Source organism: Asanoa sp. NPDC049475 (assembly GCF_040676915.1).
Classification (GTDB): domain Bacteria; phylum Actinomycetota; class Actinomycetes; order Mycobacteriales; family Micromonosporaceae; genus Asanoa.
On the sequence record NZ_JBFAPY010000005.1, the window covers coordinates 203,452 to 221,409 of the forward strand.

The following is a 17,958-nucleotide window of genomic DNA, read 5'->3' on the forward strand; positions in this document are numbered from 1 at the left end:
GTATGGCTAGGCACGACGTGTTCCTCGCCGACTGTCCCGCCCGCACGACGCTGACTCTCATCGCCGATATGTGGTCGGTTGTCGTGGTGTTCGGATTGGGACGCGGGCCGCAGCGCTACAGCGTCCTCCGTGACCGGATCGGCGGGATCAGCAACAAGATGCTGACACAGACGCTGCGCAAGCTGGAGCGCAACAACCTGGTGGAGCGCCGTGCGCTGCCCACGGCGCCAGCCGGCGTGGAATACCGGCTGACCGGCCTTGGCGAGAGCCTGCTGGGCCCGGTGTCCGTGCTCGCCCGGTGGGCCGAGGAGCACGCGGCCGAGCTCGCTGTCGGTGGCGGCGACGACGGGTAGGGAACCGGTCGGTGCCCTGCGCCCGCCTAGCGTTGCCGTCATGCGAAACGAAGCCGTTGACACATCCGCGACAGCGCTCGGCAGTATTGGCCTGAACGTGTCGCCCCTGTGCTTGGGCGGCAATCCGTTCGGCTGGACAGCCGACGAGGACACGTCCTTCGCCGTGTTGGACGCGTACGCCGCGGCAGGCGGCAACTTCATCGACACCGCCGACAGATACACCTTCCACGTGGCCGGCAACAGCGGGGGCGAGTCCGAGACCATCATCGGCCGCTGGATGAAGGCACGCGGTTGCCGAGACCGGATGGTGATCTCGACCAAGGTCGGCGCGCTGCCTGGTCTCGACAACCTGAAGGCGCAGACGATCCGCAAGGCGGTCGAGGGATCCCTGCGCCGGCTGCAGGTTGATCACATCGATCTGTACTACGCCCATGTCGACGACCCGCACACCCCGCTCGAGGAGACCCTTGCCGCCTTCGACGCTCTCGTACGCGCCGGGACCGTTCGGCACGTCGCGGCGTCCAACTTCCCCGCCGACCGCCTCGCGGAATCGCTGGAAACCTCGGCCCGGGAAGGTTTAGCCGCGTACGTGGCGCTGCAGGCGGAATACAACCTGGTGCAGCGGGACGGTTACGAGCGCGGCCTGGCGCCCACGGTGGCCCGCACCGGACTGGTGTGCCTGCCATATGTCGCCCTGGCCCGCGGTTTCCTCACCGGGAAATACCGTCCCGACGGGAACCAGGTGGACAGTCCCCGCGCCGCTCAGGCCCGGGCGCACCTGAACAGCACCGGCCTGAACGTGCTGGCGGCCCTGGACGAGGTAGCCGCCACCCATCGCACCACCCTGGCCGCGGTCGCCTTGGCCTGGCTGGCCGCGCAGCCCACCGTCGCGACCCCGATCGCGGGAGCCCGCAACCCGACCCAACTCGCCGACCTGCTTCCGTTCCTGACGCTGCGGCTCACCGCCGACGACCTCGCCCTGCTCGACCATGCCAGCGCCAAGCCGCCGAACAGCCGTCCATGAACGACGATCCAACCTCAGGCCTCGTCCGAAGGGATGTGTGTGACCGCGATCCGCCGCCGGAAGACCCAGTAGGTCCAGCCCTGGTACAGCAGGACCAGCGGGGTGAACGCCAACGCCACCCAGGTCATCACCCGCAGCGTGTACGGGGTGGACGACGCGTTGGACACTGTCAGGCTGTTGGCGGGATTCGGGGTGGAGGGCAGGACGTCCGGGTAGAGCGCGACGAACAGCGCCGCCGTCCCCGCCACCACCGCGACGGCGGTCCCGATGAATGCCCAGCCTTCCCGGCCCAGGCGGTTCGCTGCCAGGGCGGCGACGAGCGCGAGTGCGGAGACGCCTGCGACCGTGGCACTGGCCGCGTCGCCGCGGAGGAACTGGGTCCAGACGAGGAACGACACGGCGCTGGCACCGGCGACAAGGCCGGCGGCGCCGGCCGCGCGCCTCGCGTCGTAGCGGATCGGTCCGTCGGTCTTGAGCGCCACGAACACCGCGCCGTGAGTGACGAAGAGTGTCAGGGTGGTCAGGCCGCCGAGCAGGGCGTAGGGGTTGAGCAGGTCGAGGAAGGAGCCGGTGTAGTGGTGCTCGGCGTCGAGTGGCACGCCGCGGACGATGTTGCCGAAGGCGACACCCCACAGGACGGCTGGGACGAGGCTCCCGGTGACGATCGCGATGTCCCAGCCGCGTCGCCACCGTGCGTCGTCGCGCTTGCCTCGGAACTCGAAGGCCACACCGCGAACGATCAACGCGACCAGCACGAGCAGCAGCGGCAGGTAGAAGCCCGAGAACAGGCTCGCGTACCACTCCGGGAAGGCGGCGAACGTGGCGCCGCCGGCTACGAGGAGCCACACCTCGTTGCCGTCCCAGACGGGGCCGATGATGTTGATCATCACGCGGCGGCGGAGCTCGCCGCGGCCCAACACGGGCAGCAGGATGCCGACCCCGAAGTCGAAGCCCTCGAGCAGGAAGTAGCCGGCCCATAGGACGGCGATGAGCAGAAACCAGACGTCGTGCAGGACCATCGGTCGACTCCTCAGTAGGCGAAGTGCAGGACGTCTTCGTCCTCGTCGGATGTGGGACCGGCGGTTGGCACGGGTGGCGGCCCGGCTTTGGCGAAGCGCAGCAGCAGTCCGACCTCGACGACCGCGAGCACCGTGTAGAGCGTGCCGAGCACGACCATCGACGTGACCACGTGGCCGGCGCCGACGGCCGGCGACACCGCGTCGGCGGTGCGCAGGAGGCCGAAGACGACCCACGGTTGTCGGCCGAGCTCGGTGAAGATCCAACCGAACGTGTTCGCGAGCAACGGGAACGCCACCGCCAGCAGGGCGGCGCGCCAGAACCAGCGCGCCCGACGGGCGTCTGGCACCCGGCCGCGCCGGGTCAACCACAGGCCCAGCAACGCCAGGAGTACGGGCGCCATACCCAACCCGATCATCAGCCGGAAAGACCAGTACGCGAGCGGGATGTAGGGGCGGTAGTCGCCGGGTCCGTACGTCTGCTGGTATGTGGCTTGCAGATCGTTGACGCCTTCGACCGTGCCGGACGTCGATCCGGTGGCCATGAAGGACAGGACGCCCGGCAGGCGCAGGCTCCAGACCTCACTCGTACCGTCGAGACTCCCGATGGTGAACAGCGAGAACGAGGCCGGTGACGAGGTCTCGTACAGCGCTTCCGCGGCGGCCATCTTCATCGGTTGCTGCTCGGTCATCACCCGTGCCTGCACGTCCCCGGTGACGGCGACGAGCGTCCCCGCGACGAGGACGACCCACAGGCCGAGGCGGAAGCTGGGCCGGAGCACCTCGGTGTGTCGCCCTCTGGCCAGGTGCCAGGCGGAGACGCTAAGCATGAACGCCGCGGCGGTGAGGAACGCCGCGGTGACGGTGTGCGCGAAGGTGACCACCGTGGTGGTCTGGGTCAGCACGGCGCCGATGTCGGTGAGCTCGGCGCGGTTGCTCGCCGGGTTGATCCGGTAGCCGACCGGATGCTGCATCCACGAGTTGGCGGCGAGGATGAAGTACGCCGAGAGCAGCGTGCCGACCGCCACCATCCAGATGCACGCGAGGTGGAGGCGTTTCGGCAGTCGCTCCCACCCGAAGATCCACAGCCCGAGGAAGGTCGACTCGAGGAAGAACGCCAGGAGTCCCTCCATCGCCAACGGTGCTCCGAACACGTCTCCGACGTACCGCGAGTAGTCGCTCCAGTTCATGCCGAACTGGAACTCCTGCACGATGCCGGTCACGACCCCCATCGCGAAGTTGATGAGAAAGAGCTTGCCCCAGAACTTCGTCGCACGACGGTAGGCCTCGTCGCCCGTGCGGACCCACCTGGTCTGCAGCGCCGCGACGAGGGCCGACAGCCCGATGGTGATGGGCACGAACAGAAAGTGATAGACGGTGGTCAGGCCGAACTGCCACCGTGCGAGGTCGAGAGCGTCCACGGCGCACAGCCTGTCGTGCCGGGCCTGTCGCGCTTCAGTGCCGCTGGCCCCGGCCAGGTGGGACCAAGGTCCCGAGTTTCGTCAGCGCAAGGTATAGGCCGTCTTGTCCGCCGCACGGCATCGTCGGCATCTGCGAACCTGCGGCGCGCTGAACTCCGTGCTCGCGTAGAGCCAGGGTCCCCAGTCGTGCTCCGTGCGGGACTCCGTCGTGCCGCATCGTTCACAGCGACGAACCTGCGCGCAGTCGTGGGCGGTGACGTAGACGAACGAAGCCCACCGGTGGCAAACGACCTCGTCCCTCTTACCGCAGGCAACGCAGACCCGCACCCGCTCGCACCGGCTTCCGGCGAGACCCAAAGGGCCGGAATGCAGACCGACCAGACACCGCAGTCTCCTGACAACATTCATGGTGGCTCCCGAGCGTGACGAAGGTCGTTGCCCAACCCGAGGCTAGGACCGCGGCCGAGCACGTCGTCAGGGCCGAACGACCCGAGCCGGAACGGCGATGTCCCGGCGGGACCCACTACGAGTTCGGAACGAGGACGAGACCCATGACGCGACGGTCACTGTGGCACCGGCACCCGGGCGTCCGCACCGGCGGAGAGCTCACCCGAGGCGAGCGGGCCGCGGACCGGCTCCGTAGCGTCATGGGCTCGTGGGGCTTCGTCTTCGGTGCGCTGCTGTTCCTTGCCGGCTGGATGGTGGGCAACGGACGGCACGGCTTCGACCCGTACCCCTTCATCCTGCTCAATCTTGTTCTGTCGTGCCTGGCGGCCCTGCAGGGAGCGATCCTCCTGATCGCCGGGCGACGTGCCGACCAGATCTCTTCGGAGCTCGCGCTGCACGACTACGAAGCCGACAAGCATTCACAGGAAACCGTTGATGCCCTCTACCGACTGACCGCCGAGATTCACCGTGCGACGTGCGGCACGGCGGTGCCGTCGCAGGGGAGGGAGAGCCGGACGGAGCCAACATAGACAGATAGTCGCGCGGTCAGCCATGACGATCACCGTCGGCCCATTGGGGGAGCCCGTCGATGACCACCAGCGGGGTGTCCAGCGGCAGCACGGCGCCAGTCGACACCCGGTAGAGCATGAGCGCGCGGGTGTGGTCGCTGGTGGAGGGGACGAGAAGGCAACCGGTGCCGTCGCGGACTCGGCCGCGCAACCTGACCGACACCGGCCGTGGGCGGCGGAACGCCCGCCACCAGCGCTTGGCATCGGCATTGCCGACGGCGACCAGCACGCGGTCGCCGTCCGCGACGTACCGCACCGGAAGAGCCACCACCCGGCCCGAACGGGGAAGACGGTAGGTCAGCTCACAGATCCGGGCGTCGAGCAGGGCATGTGCCGGCGACCTGAGCACGCCGAGCACCACGCGGTTGACCCAGCGCGGCGGACCTGTCCGATTGCGGTTGGTGACGTTCATCGTCCCCTCCGATGTCAACGGTCCCGCAACGGATGTGCGCCGTCATGGGTCAGGTGGCTCGACCCCAGGGGACCTTCGTCTGTCAGCCAGACGCGAAGTGCCGGACCGCGTGGGTGCGGTCCGGCACGTGAGGCGTGCTGGTTCAGATCATCCAGCGGTTCTTCTGCACGAGGGGCAGTCGTGCCCAGATCCGGCCGAGTCCCCAGGTGTGGCCGGCGTAGCCGGCGGCCAGGACGACCAGCACGACCGCGTAGACCAGGTGGTAGTCGGTGATCGGGTTGGTGGAGCCGGACGGCTCGCCGGCCGCGGTGAACCGGTCGAGAGGGAACTCGGCCAACCACATCATGGCCATGATCAGGCCGCCGGCCGCGGCCGACACCCGCAGGCCGATGCCGGCGATCAGGGCGACGCCCACCGCTGCCATGCCGGCCATGAAGAGGGTGTCGGCCCACCAGGTGCCGGCCATCGAGTGCGCGACGGACTGGAACGGCCCGACCTCGACGTGGGACAGGAAGCCCTTGGTCGGGGACCCGCCGTTGATCCAGGACCGCTCGGACGGGGTCGAGAAGCCGAGGCCGAAGGTCTTGTCGAGGAACGCCCACAGGAACACGAAGCCGGTGGCGATCCGCAGGACGGCCAGGGCGCGGGCGGCGGTGTTGGTGAACATGGGGCCGGGGGACGCGGCGTGCTCGAGCTTGGTCGCCGAGGTCCTGGCGGTGTTGGTGGTCATTGTCGCCTCCGGGTGGACTCGTTGTTGACATCCATACCTTCGCCGTCGTCGCGGTGCCGGCGCCCGGGCCGGTACACCTGATCTGGGCGGGACCAAGGTCCTCACGTCCGCTGGACGGAAGGTCCCGAGGCGGGCCCAGCCGGCGGTGACCAAAGGCCCTACCGACGGCCGGCGCGGCCGAGTTGCCTGGCTGTGTGAGAGTGTCCTCGATGCCGCACCGGATCAAGCGGTGGATGTACGACGGTGGGCGACCGAACTGGCTCGCCCGCGCGATGAACCGGACGGCGGCGCTGCAGTTCGCGCTCGGCGTGCTCGCACCGCGCACCTGGGTGACGCTCGAGGTGCCGGGACGCCGCAGCGGTCGGGTGGTTCCCGTGCCGGTCGTCATGACCGAGCTGGACGGCGCGGCGTACCTGGTTTCGATGCTCGGTGACCGCGCGAACTGGGTGCGCAACGTCCGTGCGGCCGGCGGTCGCGTCGTGCTGCGCCGTCGTGGACCACAGCCGGCGCGGCTCGTCGAGGTCGACCGCGGCCAACGCGCTCCCATCCTGCGCCGTTACCTGGAGGTGGCGCCCGGCGCTCGGCCTCACTTTCCGATCGACCGGAAAGCGCCACTCGCCCAGTTCGAGGCGATCGCCGGAGACTTTCCCGTGTTCCGCGTCCTCGCGTGCCCGGGCGGATCGCGACAGGCCTGAGGACCTGGCCACAACAGGTCGTTCGCCGCTCCCGCGCCGGCGTCGGACGGCGCACTCTGACGTCGGGAGGTGACGAGATGTTGTCCACATCAGAGCGTCAGAGCTGGGGAACTCGGCTGGCCGGTACGGCCGCCCTTGTCGCGATCGTCGTCGGTGCGGCCGTGCTGCCCCTGTCGGGGTGGGGCGTCGCCGTGCTCGTCGACCGCCGTCGGCGCGGGACGCGTCGTGACGGTCCCGGCTGACCGGCGCCGTCAGCAGGTGGCAAGGCCGCGCAGCTCGAACAGGTGTCGCGCGTACCCCACCTCCGCCGAGGTGGGTACGCGCGTGTCCGCCAGCGGGAACGTCAACCCGAGCTGTGCGTACTTGTGCGCGCCGAGCCGGTGGAACGGGAGGACCTCGACGCGTTCGACGGTGGGAAGGGTGGCGATGAAGTCGGCCATGGCTTCGATGTCGCGAGGGCTGTCGGTGAGGCCCGGAACCAGCACGAAGCGGATCCACATCGCGGTGCCCCGCGCGGCGAGCCGTTCGGCGAACCGCAGCGTCGGCCGCACGTCGCCGGTCACCGTGACCCGCCGGTACGTGTGCGGGTCCCAGCTCTTCAGGTCCAGCAGGACCAGATCGGTGACGTCCAGGAGCGCGTCGTCCGCCCGGTCACCGAGGAAGCCGCTGGTGTCCAGCGCGGTGTGCAGCTTGAGGTCGTGGCATCGGGTCAGGACCGCGCGGGTGAAAGCGGCCTGCTGGAGCGGCTCGCCACCACTGATGGTCACCCCTCCGCCTGCGACGTGGATGAACCGGCGGTAGCGCTCGATCTCGAGCATCAGCTCGTCGACGGACATGAGCAGGCCGCTGCGCCGGTACCAGGTGTCGGGGCTGTGGCAGTACCGGCACCGCAGCGGGCAGCCGGCCAGGAAGGCGACGAACCGGCTGCCCGGACCGTCCACTCCGGTGGAGAGGTCGAAGGAATGGACGGAGCCGGTGACCGGGCGCGGGTCGACACGCACGGCGGCCCTCACAGCGACCCGTGGAAGGTCCGGGAGATCACGTCGCGTTGTTGCTCGGGCGTGAGCCGGACGAAGTTCACGGCGTAGCCGGACACCCTGATGGTCAGTTGCGGGTACCGCTCGGGATGGGTCATGGCGTCCTCCAGCGTCGCCCGGTCGAGCACGTTGACGTTCATGTGGAATCCGCCCGCGTCGGTGTACCCGTCGAGCACTCCGACCAGGTTGTCCACCCGGTCCTGGGCCGTGTGACCGAGCCCGTCGGGCGTGACGGTGCAGGTAAGCGAGATCCCGTCACGGGCCTGCGCGTACGGGAGCTTCGCCACGGACAGTGCCGCGCTGACCAGGCCGTGGCGGTCCCGGCCGTTCATCGGGTTCGCGCCAGGCGCGAACGGCTCACCCGCGCGGCGCCCGTCCGGTGTGTTGCCGGTGTGTCGGCCGTAGACGACGTTGGAGGTGATGGTCAGCACGGACAGCGACGGCTCCGCGCCGCGGTATGCCGGTTGTCGACGGATCTTCGCCATGAACCGTTCGACGAGGTCCACGGCGATCGTGTCGGCGCGGTCGTCGTTGTTTCCGAAGCACGGCGGGTCACCATCCACGATGTAGTCGACCGCGAGCCCGGTCGCGTCCCGTCGGACCCTGACGGTTCCGTACCGGATCGCCGCCAGACTGTCGGTGGCGACGGACAGCCCAGCGATGCCGGTGGCCAGGAACCGGTGCACGGGATAGTCGTGCAACGCCATAGCGATCCGCTCGTACGCGTACCGGTCGTGCATATGGTGGATGACGTTCAGCGCTTCGACATAGGTCCGGGCCAGCCAGTCCAATGTGGCGTCGTACGCCGTCATCACCTGGTCGTAGTCGAGGATGTCGCCGGTGACAGGGGGACTCGGCGGCGCCACCTGCTCGCCGGTGAGCTCGTCGCGGCCTCCGTTGACGGCATACAACAGGGCCTTGGCCAGGTTGGCCCGCGCTCCGAAGAACTGCATGTCGCGACCGACCCGCATCGCGGACACACAGCACGCGATGGCGGTGTCGTCGTCGTACGCCGACCGGATGAGCTCGTCGTTCTCGTACTGGATCGCGCTGGTGTCCAGTGACACCCGGGCGCAGAAGCGTTTGAACGCGAGCGGTAGGTCAACGGACCACAGCACGGTGAGGTTCGGTTCCGGCGCGGGACCGAGGTTGTAGAGCGTCTGAAGATAGCGGTACGAGGTGCGGCTCACCATCGTGCGCCCGTCGACGCCCTGGCCGCCCAGCGCCTCGGTCACCCAGGTCGGGTCGCCGGAGAAGAGCTGGTCGTATTCGGGAGTGCGCAGGAAGCGGATCATCCGAAGCTTGATGACGAAGTCGTCGACGAGCTCCTGCGCACCCGCCTCTGTCAGGCGGCCTTCGTCGAGGTCCCGCTCGAGGTAGATGTCGAGGAAGGTCGCGGTGCGCCCGAGGGACATGGCGGCGCCGTTCTGTTCCTTCGCAGCGGCCAGGTACGCGAAGTAGAGCCACTGGACGGCCTCGCGGCCCGTGCGCGCCGGCCCGGAGATGTCATGGCCGTAGGTGGCCGCCATCCGCCTGAGCTCGCCGAGCGCGCGGATCTGCTCGGACAGCTCCTCGCGGTCGCGGATGACGTCGTCGCCGGCACCGCGCTCGTCGAGGCTCGCAAGGTGGGCGTGCCGCTCCGCGACGAGGCGGTCGACGCCGTAGAGGGCCACCCGCCGGTAGTCGCCGATGATCCGCCCGCGCCCGTAGGCGTCTGGCAGGCCGGTGATGAGGTGTGCCCGCCGGGCGGCGCGTACCCCGGCGGGGTAGGCGTCGAACACGGCGTCGTTGTGGGTCTTGCGGAAGGTGGTGAACACGTGCCGCACCGCGGGATCGAGCTTGTAGCCGTAGGCGTCGAGGCCGGCTTCGACCATCCGCAATCCGCCGTTGGGCATGATCGCGCGGCGCAGCGGCGCATCGGTCTGCAGACCGACGATCAGCTCGCGCTCACGGTCGACGTAGCCGGGCGCGTGCGAGGTGATCGTCGCCGGGGTGGCGGCGTCGACGTCGAGAACGCCACGGCGGCGCTCTTCGGTGAACAGCGCCCGCACCTGGCCCCACAGGGTGGTGGTGCGCTCGGTGGCTGGTTCGAGGAACGACTCGTCACCGGTGTAGGGCCGCCGGTTGTGCCGGATGAAGTCGGCGACGTCGACGTCGGTTCGCCACCGAGCCCCCGCGAAGCCACGCCAGGGAGGGAGGACGGTGGTCGCGGTCGTGGCTGTCATGGCCGTCAACCGTTCGTCGCGGTTGGCTCGAGCGTTGGCTCCTCGGGGCGCAGCAGGCCCACGAGGTTGCCCTCGGGGTCGAGGATCTGTGCGAAGGTGCCGACGCCCCGGTGGTAGGTGGGCTCCTGGACACAGGTGCCGCCCAGTTCGGCGACCCGGTCCAGAGCGGCCACGATGCTTGCCACGCGTACGTAGAACACGACGTGCGGTGGCGCGGCTGCGGTATGGACGATCGTGCCGGCCGGCGCCTCGCCCGGGTCCAGGTCGATGCCCGCGGATGTCTCCGGGCCGACCTTCCAGCCGAACAGGTCCGAATAGAACCGTTCGAGACGCACGGTGTCATGCCCGCTGATCTCCCAATGCACTACAGGATGGCTCATCGTCGGCTCCTGGTCTCTTGTGGTCCTGATCTGATCGTCCTTCGGCGATCGGCAACCCTGTAGGGGCGTTCGACCTGTCTGCGGAAGGTCTAGCGTCACCGGGCGCGCCGGCCCGGATCCGGGGACGACGGTCGGCCCGGTTCGGGACACCTGGCCCTGTGCGCCGCGGCTTCGCCCCAGCCATCCTTGCCGCGGACCTATCCCTCTGGAGGCTTCGATGGCCGGCTCACGTGGACCGCGGATCGTCGTAGGCGTGACCGACTCGGTGGGCAGTCGGTGGGCGCTCGCCTGGGCGGTCGGCACCGCCCGCCGCACCGGACATCCGCTGCGGGTGGTGACGGCGCTTCCGGCCGCGACCCGGGCGGAGTACGCGCTGGTCACCGAGCAAGAGCATCGCCACGCCGCGCATGCTCTGGTGACGGCGCTTATCGCGGAGGTCTGCGGCGGCGTTCCCGCCGACGTGCCGATCGAGCGGCTGGTGGTGGTCGACACACCCGGCCGTGCGCTGGTGCGGGCGGCGGGCTCCGTCGACCTGCTGGTCATCGGCTCCACAGGGCGACTGACCGGCCCGACGCGGCGCTACTGCGCGCGGCGCACCCACTGCCCACTCGTGGTCGTCCCGCGGCCGGACGTGGAGGACCTGCTCGGCTCGCAGCTCAAGCCGGCCGGACGGAGTTCGCGCTCGCGTGACGCCCGCTGATCCGTCCGACGGCCGGGCCGCGGACCTTACCCAGCGCGCCGATCCCGTCCGCCATTCGCGACGTTCCGCTCTGGAGAGGGCACACGGCAACGGCGGTCAGCAGCGCCGCCCTGACCGCCACATCGGCCAGCCGCCCGCGGTGGGGCGCGCTGCCGTCGGGAGCTGCGGCCGGCCGCCCGGAGCACAACAGCTCGGGGCCGAACCACGCGGTGCCGCCGGCTGCGATGCCCTCGTCCACGAACAGTGTGCGAACCCGACCCTCGGCGAGGGCCGCGAGGGTTTGGTCGACACCTTCGATCGTCGACCGGCCCCCGGTCTTGCGGGAGCCCGCGGCGGCTGCGAGGACCTGCTGCGCGTACGCGGCGCGGGCGCACTCGACATCGGCGACGTGCCGCGCCGCGAGACCGTCCGCAGCGCGGCCGCCGGTCACCCATTTGATCACCAGCGGACGCTCCGGTAACCGGGCCAGCATGAGATGGATTGCCCTGATGTCGCCCGCGACAAGCAGCAGCCGGGCGCGCACGCTGCCGAGCGCACGGGTCGTGGCCGCGGCGAGGGCCGCCGCGTCGTGCTGCCCCGGCTCTATGGCTCGGGTGTGAGGACTTGGCGGTGACCAGCCGCCGACCGTGCTATCGGCACTGACGACGGTCGTGTGCCCGCGGACGGCGCCGCCGGCGACCGCGGTGATGGTGGCGCCGTCGCGGTCGACGTCGACCTCGACGTACGGAGGATGCGCACCGATCCAGAGCAGCAGCGGGAGGACACGGGCGGGCGCGCCCCAGACGGCGGCATCCGCAGACGCGATGCGGGGGAGCTCGAACGCCGCGAGCACGCGATCGCCAACCGCGAAGCCGACCAGTTGCACCGGCCGGTCCAGCCGATCAGCCATGGCCGCGACGAGCGCACCTGCGGTCTCCCGCGGCGCACCTGAACGGACCAGGTCGGCGGTCAACGAGCGGAACCGCTCCTCGACGTCGTCGGAGCCGCCGTGAACGTAGACCGAAGCGACCGGATCGAATGGGCGGACGAGATCGCGTAGCGCGTCGGCCTGGGGGACCGTCTCGAAGACGGCCGTCTCGGACGCGAGGATTCTTGTCATGCCTTGACGGTCGTCCGGTCGCAGGGCGGATCAATAGGGGCCAACGTCCTGCTCGCCGGTGCGATGGACCTCTGTCGCCGAGGTGCGGGAACCGGCCGCCCGGGGTTCGGTGCGGTGGCCCGGGCGGCCGGTGAACAGGATGGTTGTCAGGCCCTGGTGAGTACGACCTTGAGCGCGCCGGTCTCGGCGGGCCGGGCGAAGACGTCGTAGGCGCTCATGATCTCGTCGAGGGCGAACCGGTGGGTGACGATCTGCCCGGTGTCGAGCTGACCCGAGCCGACCATCTTGAGCAGTGTGGCGGTCGAGTAGGTGTCGACGAGGCCGGTGGTGATGGTCACGTCGCGGATCCAGAGATCTTCCAGATGGAGCGTGGCGGGCTTGCCGTGGACGCCGATGTTGGCGACGCGTCCGCCGGGGCGCACGAGCGCGGTGCACAGCTCGAACGTGGCCGGAATGCCGACGGCCTCCATCACCACGTCGGCGCCGAGGCCGTCGGTGACGGCGCGGACCGCGTCCAGCGGGTTGTCGTCGGGGCGGACCAGGATGTCGGCGCCGAGCTGCTTGGCCGCCTGCAGCCGGCTTTCGGCCTTGTCGATGGCGACGATGTGGGCCGGCGAGAACAGCTTGGCGGTCAGGATCGCCGCCAGGCCGATCGGGCCGGTGCCCACCACGACGACGGTGTCACCGGGGCGGACCGCACCGTTGAGCACCCCGACCTCGTAGGAGGTGGGCAGGATGTCGGCCAGCAGGACGGCCGCCTCGTCGGAGACGCTCTGCGGCAACGGGTACGTGGACAGGTCCGCGAAGGGCAACCGGGCGTACTCTGCCTGCACGCCGTCGACGAGGTGACCCAGGATCCAGCCGCCTCCACCCGTGCACTGCCCGTACCGCTGCTCGCGGCAGAACCGGCACCGCCCGCAGGCGGAGATGCAGGAGGCGAGCACCCGGTCGCCGGGCTGGATCGTGGTCACGGCCGAACCGACCGCCTCGACCGTGCCGACGGCTTCGTGACCGAGGATCCGTCCTTTCTGGACCGCCGGCACGTCACCGCCCAGGATGTGCAGGTCGGTTCCGCAGATGGTGACCGTGTCGACGCGGATGACCGCGTCGGTCGGGTCCACCACGCTGGGGTCCGGCACGTCGGTCCAGGCGCGCTGGCCGGGACCTCCGAACACGAGTGCTTTCATGGGGGACGACCTCCTCGTCGACGGGGCGCTTTCTTCTCATCGCACTCCGGTCGCTGCCGTCACATCAGGGCCGAAGGTCCCGCCGGTGAGGTGCGAGTGACCTGCGATCCGTTCGTCAGCGGTTGGCCCGTGGCCGGCGTGCGTTGCCGCCGAGCGCGCCGAGCACGTCGACGGCGAGGCACACGAACAACGCGACGCCCCAGCTGTTCCAGGGACCCCAGGACGCGACCGGTGGCGTGCCCGCGATGAGCCAGACGATGAGCCAGATGACCGTCATCGTGTATCGCCCGCCTCACCGGTAGTTGACCGGCCAACGCCGGTTGATCATCACGGGACAACCGGCGTGATGGAGCAGGTGCTGGCCGACCGACCCGATCAGGGTGGCTGCGAGGCCGCCGTGACCCCGGCTTCCGACGGCGACCAGTCGAGCGGTCCGTGACTGGTCGACCAGCGTCGGGGCCGCGTTTCCGCGGAGCACCAGCGGTCGGACCACCACCTCGGGATGCTTCTCCCGCCAGGGCGCGAGCCATTCGGCCAGCGCCGCCTCCTCGGCGAGACGTGCGCCCGAGCTCAGACAGCTCTGTTCGGCGATGTCGCCCCATGGCCCTGACATGGGCGCCACGGCCAGGACGGGCACCAATGCGGCCGCCTGCCCGGCCGCCTCGTCGAAAGCGAGCCCGAGGGTCTCCAGCGACGAGGTCGAACCGTCTACTCCGACCACGATCGGCCCGGTCACGGCATCGGCACGTCCACGGACGACGACGACGGGGCAGGGCGCGTGGCTGGCCACCGCCTGGGCGACCGATCCCGTCAGCACACTGCCGACCCGGCCATGACCCGGATGGCCGACGACGAGCAACCGAGCGTCCCGTGCCGCGGTGAGCAGGTTCGGCACAGCGGGTCCGATGACGGTCTCCCGGCGGATCTCGACGCCGGGCGCGGCCGCCTGCGCGTGCGTGACGGCACGGGCCGCGTCCGCCTCGGCGACCCCGTCGCGGGCACTGCGGAGTTGCATCTCGCCCGCCGAGCGCGCGCTGGCCCGGTCCCAGTGATACGCGAGCACGACCCTCAGCGGTACGCGGTGCCGCTCGGCGGCTCGGGCGGCCCATCCGACGGCCGCCAAGCTCGCCGCCGACCCGTCAGCTCCTACGACGACCTCTCTGGCCCACATCGCTCCACCTTTCCGAGGCATCTCCTCTCAGCGTCGAACGTCGTGTGTGCGGACGTCAGAGTCACTCGGCAGGTAGGTGGCGGCCGGACGGCCCATCCCCGATCTCGGATCGATCTGTCAGCGCGCCGGAACCACGGCTAGCGGGCACGGCGTCGCACCCAGCAGCTCACCGGTGACGGATCCGAGGAGTCGCTCGCTCATCCGCGGGTGGTCGCGCGTGGCGACCACGAGCAGTCCTGCTTTCTCCGCCCGGTCGGCGATGGCCCGGACGACGGTGGGGTCGTGCCAGGTGCGTCGCACCACCGCTACGTCGGGGTACCTGTCGCTGTAGCCCGCGAGCGCTTCGGCGAGCAGCCGGTCGCCCGCCTCCATCGCCGCGGCGGCGTCGTAGGCGAACGGGTCGACCGTGTCGAACGGTCCGTCCGGGACCTCGGCGGCCACGTAGAGGACGGCAAGCTCGACCTGCCGCGCGGACGCCTCGGCGAAGGCGAACGCGCCGGCGCGGGGGGCCCCGTGGCGCGCGTCGACGGCGAGCATCACCGGGGCGGACGGTTCGACGTGACGGGCGGAAGCGACGAGCGTCGGGTTGGCGGCGTGGGCGGCCACCCGCCGGGCGGCTGGTCGCCGGTCGCCGGCGGCGGTGGTCACCACAAGGAAGGCGTCGCGGGACAAGCGGATGAGCGCTTCGTCGAGCGGTTCGTCGACGTGCAGATAACGCGCATCCAGGTCCGTCAGGGCCGTGACCGCCCGTCTCACCGTCCGTTCGTCGCCGGCATGCACCACGGTGAGCCGTCGACCGTGCAGCCCGGCCTCGGCCGCCGCGAGCGAGACGGCGGCCGTATCGGTGTCGTCGGAGAACGTGACGACGACGGGTGCGGTGCGGTCGGTCATGGCGCGTACCTCCATATCGAGATCAACGAGCTTCGGCGTGAACGGTTAGGGACCGCACTGCGGCGCTCCCCGCCAGGTGGACCACCACGCCGGGCATGATGGCGAAGCCGGCGCACAGCAGCAGGTCGAGCGCGGAGAGCGTCTCGGTGCCCAGCAGCCCGCGTAGTCCCGGCACCAGAACACCCGCGATCTGCAGCAGCGCCGAGACCGCGACCGCGACCACCAGACCCGGATTGGCCGGCCCGCCAGGCGTGCGCCGAGCCCGCACGGCCAGGGCGACCCCGAGTTGGGCCAGTCCGAGGACCACGAAGACCATGGACTGCCACGGACGGCCGCTGTGGAAGGCGACCAGTCCGGCCCCGAGGACGGCGACCGCGATGGCGACCGCACCGGTGACGACCGCGCGGGCAAGGCCGCGGCCGAGGACCGACTCGCGCGGCGAGCGAGGAGGCCGCTCGAGCACGCCGGGTTCCGCCGGCTCGGCACCCAAGGCGACGCCCGGCAGCCCGTGGGTCAGGAGGTTGACCCAGAGGATCTGCGCCGGCAACAGTGGCACGGCCAGTCCGAGGAACGGCCCCACCAGCATGACCAGGATCTCGGCCAACCCACCGGCCAGGCCGTATCGCAGGAAACGGCGGACGTTGTCGTAGATCCGCCGTCCCTCCTCGATGGCCTGGGTCATGGTGGCGAGGTTGTCGTCGACGAGGACCAGGTCGGCCGCCTGCCGGGCGACCTCCGTGCCACTGCCCATCGCGACGCCGATGTCGGCGCGCCGTAGGGCGGGCGCGTCGTTGACGCCGTCACCGGTCATCGCGACGACCTCGCCCCGTTTCTGCAGAGCGGCGATGATGTCGAGCTTCTGCTCCGGCTGTGTGCGCGCGTACACATTGGGGTTTGTTGCGGTCTGTGCACCGACCGGGCCCGTATCGCCGCAGACCACCGGGTCACCCGGCCCGAGCAGGCCGAGCTGCCTTCCTATGGCGCCCGCGGTCGCGGGGTGGTCGCCTGTGACGAGGACGAGTCGCACGCCTGCTCTGGCGAACGCGTTGGCGCTGTCCCGTGCGCCCGCCCGCACCGGATCGCCGACGGCGACCAGTCCCAGCGGCCGCAGCCCGGTCGGCCGGCGCGGGTCCGGTTGCCGGTCGGCGACGGCGGCCGCGACAGCGAGCACCCGCAGCCCCTGGCTCGCGAGCGCGTCGGCCACCGGTTGGAGCTCCACGCCGCCGGCCGTGACGACGGAGGCCGACAGCACGCTCTCCGGCGCTCCCTTGCAGACGAGCAGGTGTCGGCCGTCAGGGGTCGCGTGCACTGTCGTCATCCGCCGCCGGGCCTGATCGAACGGGTGCTCGGCGACGCGTGGCCACGCGGCGCGTTCCCGCTCCGGGTCGAGGCCGCAGCGTGCGGCGAACGCCACGAGCGCCGCCTCCAGCGGGTCGCCCACGGCGGTCCACCCCTCGTGCTCAGGGTCCGGTGACGACAGTGCGGCGTCGTTGCAGAGCAGCCCGGCCCGGGCCAGCTCGACGAGATCGCCGGCCGGCGACACCGAGACGCCGTCGCGCGTCAGGGAACCCTCGGGCGTATAGCCCGTGCCGTGCACCGCGTACCTGTGGCCGGCAGCGGTCACCGCCTCCTGGACGGCCATCCGCCCCTCGGTCAGGGTGCCCGTCTTGTCGGAGGCGATCACGGTGACCGAGCCCAGCGTCTCGACCGACTGCAGGCGGCGGGGGATGGCGTGGGCCCGCGCCATGCGCCGGGCGCCGAGGGCCAACGCCAGCGTGACGACGGCCGGCATCGACTCCGGCACGGCCGCGACCACCAGCTGACCGCGGTGATCGCCATCTCGACGACGCCCCGCCCGGTGGCCACGCCGAGCCCGAACACGGCGGCGGACGTCACGACCGCGATGGCGCCGAGCATGCGGCCCAGCGTGGCCAGGCGGCGTTGCAGCGGCGTCGGCCCTGGCCGCGTGGACCGCACCAGGGAAACGACGCGTCCCAACGCGCTGCTCGCGCCGACGCGCACGACGGTTCCGGCGCCACGACCGGTGAGCACGACGGTTCCGGCGAAGGCCTCTTCGCCGGTGGACCGCCGCACCGGGTGCGCCTCACCGGTCATGGCCGATTCGTCGAGGCGCAACCGGTACGCGTCGTCGAGGGCGAGGTCAGCGGGGACGATGTCTCCCGCGGTCAGGCGCAGCCGGTCGCCGCGCACCACCTCGGAGGCCGGTACGACCCGGTCGACGCCGTCTCGCACGACGCGTGCCGTCGGCGCGGCCAGGCGGTCCAACGCCGCGATGGCCCGATCCGCGCGAATCTCCTGCCACACCCCGATCGTGGTGTTGACCAGCACGACCAGGGCGATGACAGCGGTGTCGGCGTAATCACCGAGCGCGGTCGTCACCACCGCGGCGACGAGCAGCAGGGCGACGAGCGGGTCGGCGAGCTGTCGCACGATGCGGCCGCCGACCCGACGCGCCGGCGCGGACTCGACGGCGTTCGGCCCGTCGTTGCGCAGCCGCTGTGTGGCAGCGGCTGCGGAAAGGCCCACCGCGGGCGCTCGCTCTATCCCCGAGAGGGAAGTGGTCACGATCGGCTCGCTTCC

At 70.7% G+C, this 17,958-nt stretch carries 20 protein-coding genes; 6 read left to right on the forward strand and 14 right to left on the reverse strand.

What is annotated here, in order from left to right:
• The first annotated feature begins 2 nt into the window (after positions 1 to 2).
• A complete protein-coding gene (locus AB0J88_RS20925; RefSeq protein ID WP_364353542.1) occupies positions 3 to 353 on the forward strand; it encodes a helix-turn-helix domain-containing protein in 351 nt (116 codons plus the stop codon).
• A gap of 40 nt (positions 354 to 393) precedes the next feature.
• Positions 394 to 1,377, forward strand: coding sequence for an aldo/keto reductase (locus AB0J88_RS20930; protein ID WP_364353545.1), 984 nt, complete (start codon positions 394 to 396; stop codon positions 1,375 to 1,377).
• Between the two features lie 14 nt (positions 1,378 to 1,391).
• Here AB0J88_RS20930 and cydB read toward each other — a convergent pair whose 3' ends face one another.
• Positions 1,392 to 2,396, reverse strand: coding sequence for a cytochrome d ubiquinol oxidase subunit II (cydB, locus tag AB0J88_RS20935; protein ID WP_364353548.1), 1,005 nt, complete (start codon positions 2,394 to 2,396; stop codon positions 1,392 to 1,394).
• An 11-nt stretch (positions 2,397 to 2,407) separates the two neighbouring features.
• Positions 2,408 to 3,814 (reverse strand): cytochrome ubiquinol oxidase subunit I, encoded by a 1,407-nt coding sequence (locus tag AB0J88_RS20940; protein ID WP_364353551.1) that lies wholly within the window; start codon positions 3,812 to 3,814, stop codon positions 2,408 to 2,410.
• Between the two features lie 551 nt (positions 3,815 to 4,365).
• Here AB0J88_RS20940 and AB0J88_RS20945 point away from each other — a divergent pair.
• Positions 4,366 to 4,791 (forward strand): DUF1003 domain-containing protein, encoded by a 426-nt coding sequence (locus AB0J88_RS20945; protein ID WP_364353554.1) that lies wholly within the window; start codon positions 4,366 to 4,368, stop codon positions 4,789 to 4,791.
• Between the two features lie 16 nt (positions 4,792 to 4,807).
• On the opposite strand, the gene AB0J88_RS20950 is transcribed toward AB0J88_RS20945, so the two are convergent.
• On the reverse strand, positions 4,808 to 5,242 hold the full coding sequence (locus AB0J88_RS20950) for a hypothetical protein (protein ID WP_364353557.1): 435 nt from the start codon (positions 5,240 to 5,242) through the stop codon (positions 4,808 to 4,810).
• 142 nt (positions 5,243 to 5,384) lie between these two features.
• A complete protein-coding gene (locus AB0J88_RS20955; RefSeq protein WP_364353560.1) occupies positions 5,385 to 5,972 on the reverse strand; it encodes a hypothetical protein in 588 nt (195 codons plus the stop codon).
• Between the two features lie 209 nt (positions 5,973 to 6,181).
• Between AB0J88_RS20955 and AB0J88_RS20960 the strand changes: the two genes are divergently transcribed.
• Complete coding sequence (locus tag AB0J88_RS20960; protein WP_364353563.1) at positions 6,182 to 6,667, forward strand: nitroreductase family deazaflavin-dependent oxidoreductase; 486 nt, start codon at positions 6,182 to 6,184, stop codon at positions 6,665 to 6,667.
• A gap of 77 nt (positions 6,668 to 6,744) precedes the next feature.
• A complete protein-coding gene (locus AB0J88_RS20965; RefSeq protein ID WP_364353566.1) occupies positions 6,745 to 6,909 on the forward strand; it encodes a hypothetical protein in 165 nt (54 codons plus the stop codon).
• Between the two features lie 9 nt (positions 6,910 to 6,918).
• On the opposite strand, the gene pflA is transcribed toward AB0J88_RS20965, so the two are convergent.
• Genes pflA through AB0J88_RS20980 form a run of 3 tightly spaced genes read right to left on the reverse strand, consistent with a single transcriptional unit; the run spans position 6,919 to position 10,309 of the window.
• Positions 6,919 to 7,668, reverse strand: a complete 750-nt coding sequence (pflA, locus tag AB0J88_RS20970; RefSeq protein WP_364353569.1) for a pyruvate formate-lyase-activating protein — start codon at positions 7,666 to 7,668, stop codon at positions 6,919 to 6,921.
• An 8-nt stretch (positions 7,669 to 7,676) separates the two neighbouring features.
• Positions 7,677 to 9,929, reverse strand: a complete 2,253-nt coding sequence (pflB, locus tag AB0J88_RS20975) for a formate C-acetyltransferase (RefSeq protein WP_364353572.1) — start codon at positions 9,927 to 9,929, stop codon at positions 7,677 to 7,679.
• Between the two features lie 5 nt (positions 9,930 to 9,934).
• Complete coding sequence (locus tag AB0J88_RS20980; RefSeq protein ID WP_364353575.1) at positions 9,935 to 10,309, reverse strand: VOC family protein; 375 nt, start codon at positions 10,307 to 10,309, stop codon at positions 9,935 to 9,937.
• 217 nt (positions 10,310 to 10,526) lie between these two features.
• Here AB0J88_RS20980 and AB0J88_RS20985 point away from each other — a divergent pair, with 217 nt between their 5' ends.
• Positions 10,527 to 11,009 carry a universal stress protein gene (locus AB0J88_RS20985; RefSeq protein WP_364353578.1) on the forward strand — a complete coding sequence of 161 codons (483 nt, stop codon included), beginning with the start codon at positions 10,527 to 10,529 and terminating at the stop codon, positions 11,007 to 11,009.
• Here the strand turns inward: AB0J88_RS20985 and AB0J88_RS20990 are convergent.
• The 7 genes from AB0J88_RS20990 to AB0J88_RS21020 form a co-directional block, all read right to left on the reverse strand.
• Complete coding sequence (locus AB0J88_RS20990; RefSeq protein ID WP_364353581.1) at positions 10,966 to 12,108, reverse strand: hypothetical protein; 1,143 nt, start codon at positions 12,106 to 12,108, stop codon at positions 10,966 to 10,968. The genes AB0J88_RS20985 and AB0J88_RS20990 overlap by 44 nt on opposite strands.
• 146 nt (positions 12,109 to 12,254) lie before the next feature.
• Positions 12,255 to 13,295 carry a zinc-dependent alcohol dehydrogenase family protein gene (locus tag AB0J88_RS20995; RefSeq protein ID WP_364353584.1) on the reverse strand — a complete coding sequence of 347 codons (1,041 nt, stop codon included), beginning with the start codon at positions 13,293 to 13,295 and terminating at the stop codon, positions 12,255 to 12,257.
• Positions 13,296 to 13,410: 115 nt separating this feature from the next.
• The gene (locus AB0J88_RS21000; RefSeq protein ID WP_364353587.1) at positions 13,411 to 13,572 is read right to left on the reverse strand and encodes a hypothetical protein; all 162 of its coding nucleotides are present in this window, start codon (positions 13,570 to 13,572) and stop codon (positions 13,411 to 13,413) included.
• A 15-nt stretch (positions 13,573 to 13,587) separates the two neighbouring features.
• Positions 13,588 to 14,466, reverse strand: coding sequence for a universal stress protein (locus AB0J88_RS21005; RefSeq protein WP_364353590.1), 879 nt, complete (start codon positions 14,464 to 14,466; stop codon positions 13,588 to 13,590).
• A 117-nt stretch (positions 14,467 to 14,583) separates the two neighbouring features.
• Positions 14,584 to 15,357 carry a universal stress protein gene (locus AB0J88_RS21010; RefSeq protein ID WP_364353593.1) on the reverse strand — a complete coding sequence of 258 codons (774 nt, stop codon included), beginning with the start codon at positions 15,355 to 15,357 and terminating at the stop codon, positions 14,584 to 14,586.
• A gap of 22 nt (positions 15,358 to 15,379) precedes the next feature.
• Positions 15,380 to 17,149 carry a cation-transporting P-type ATPase gene (locus AB0J88_RS21015; RefSeq protein ID WP_364353920.1) on the reverse strand — a complete coding sequence of 590 codons (1,770 nt, stop codon included), beginning with the start codon at positions 17,147 to 17,149 and terminating at the stop codon, positions 15,380 to 15,382.
• Positions 17,038 to 17,943, reverse strand: a complete 906-nt coding sequence (locus AB0J88_RS21020; RefSeq protein WP_364353596.1) for a cation-transporting P-type ATPase — start codon at positions 17,941 to 17,943, stop codon at positions 17,038 to 17,040. Before AB0J88_RS21020 ends, AB0J88_RS21015 begins: the two co-directional genes overlap by 112 nt.
• Between the last annotated feature and the right edge of the window lie 15 nt (positions 17,944 to 17,958).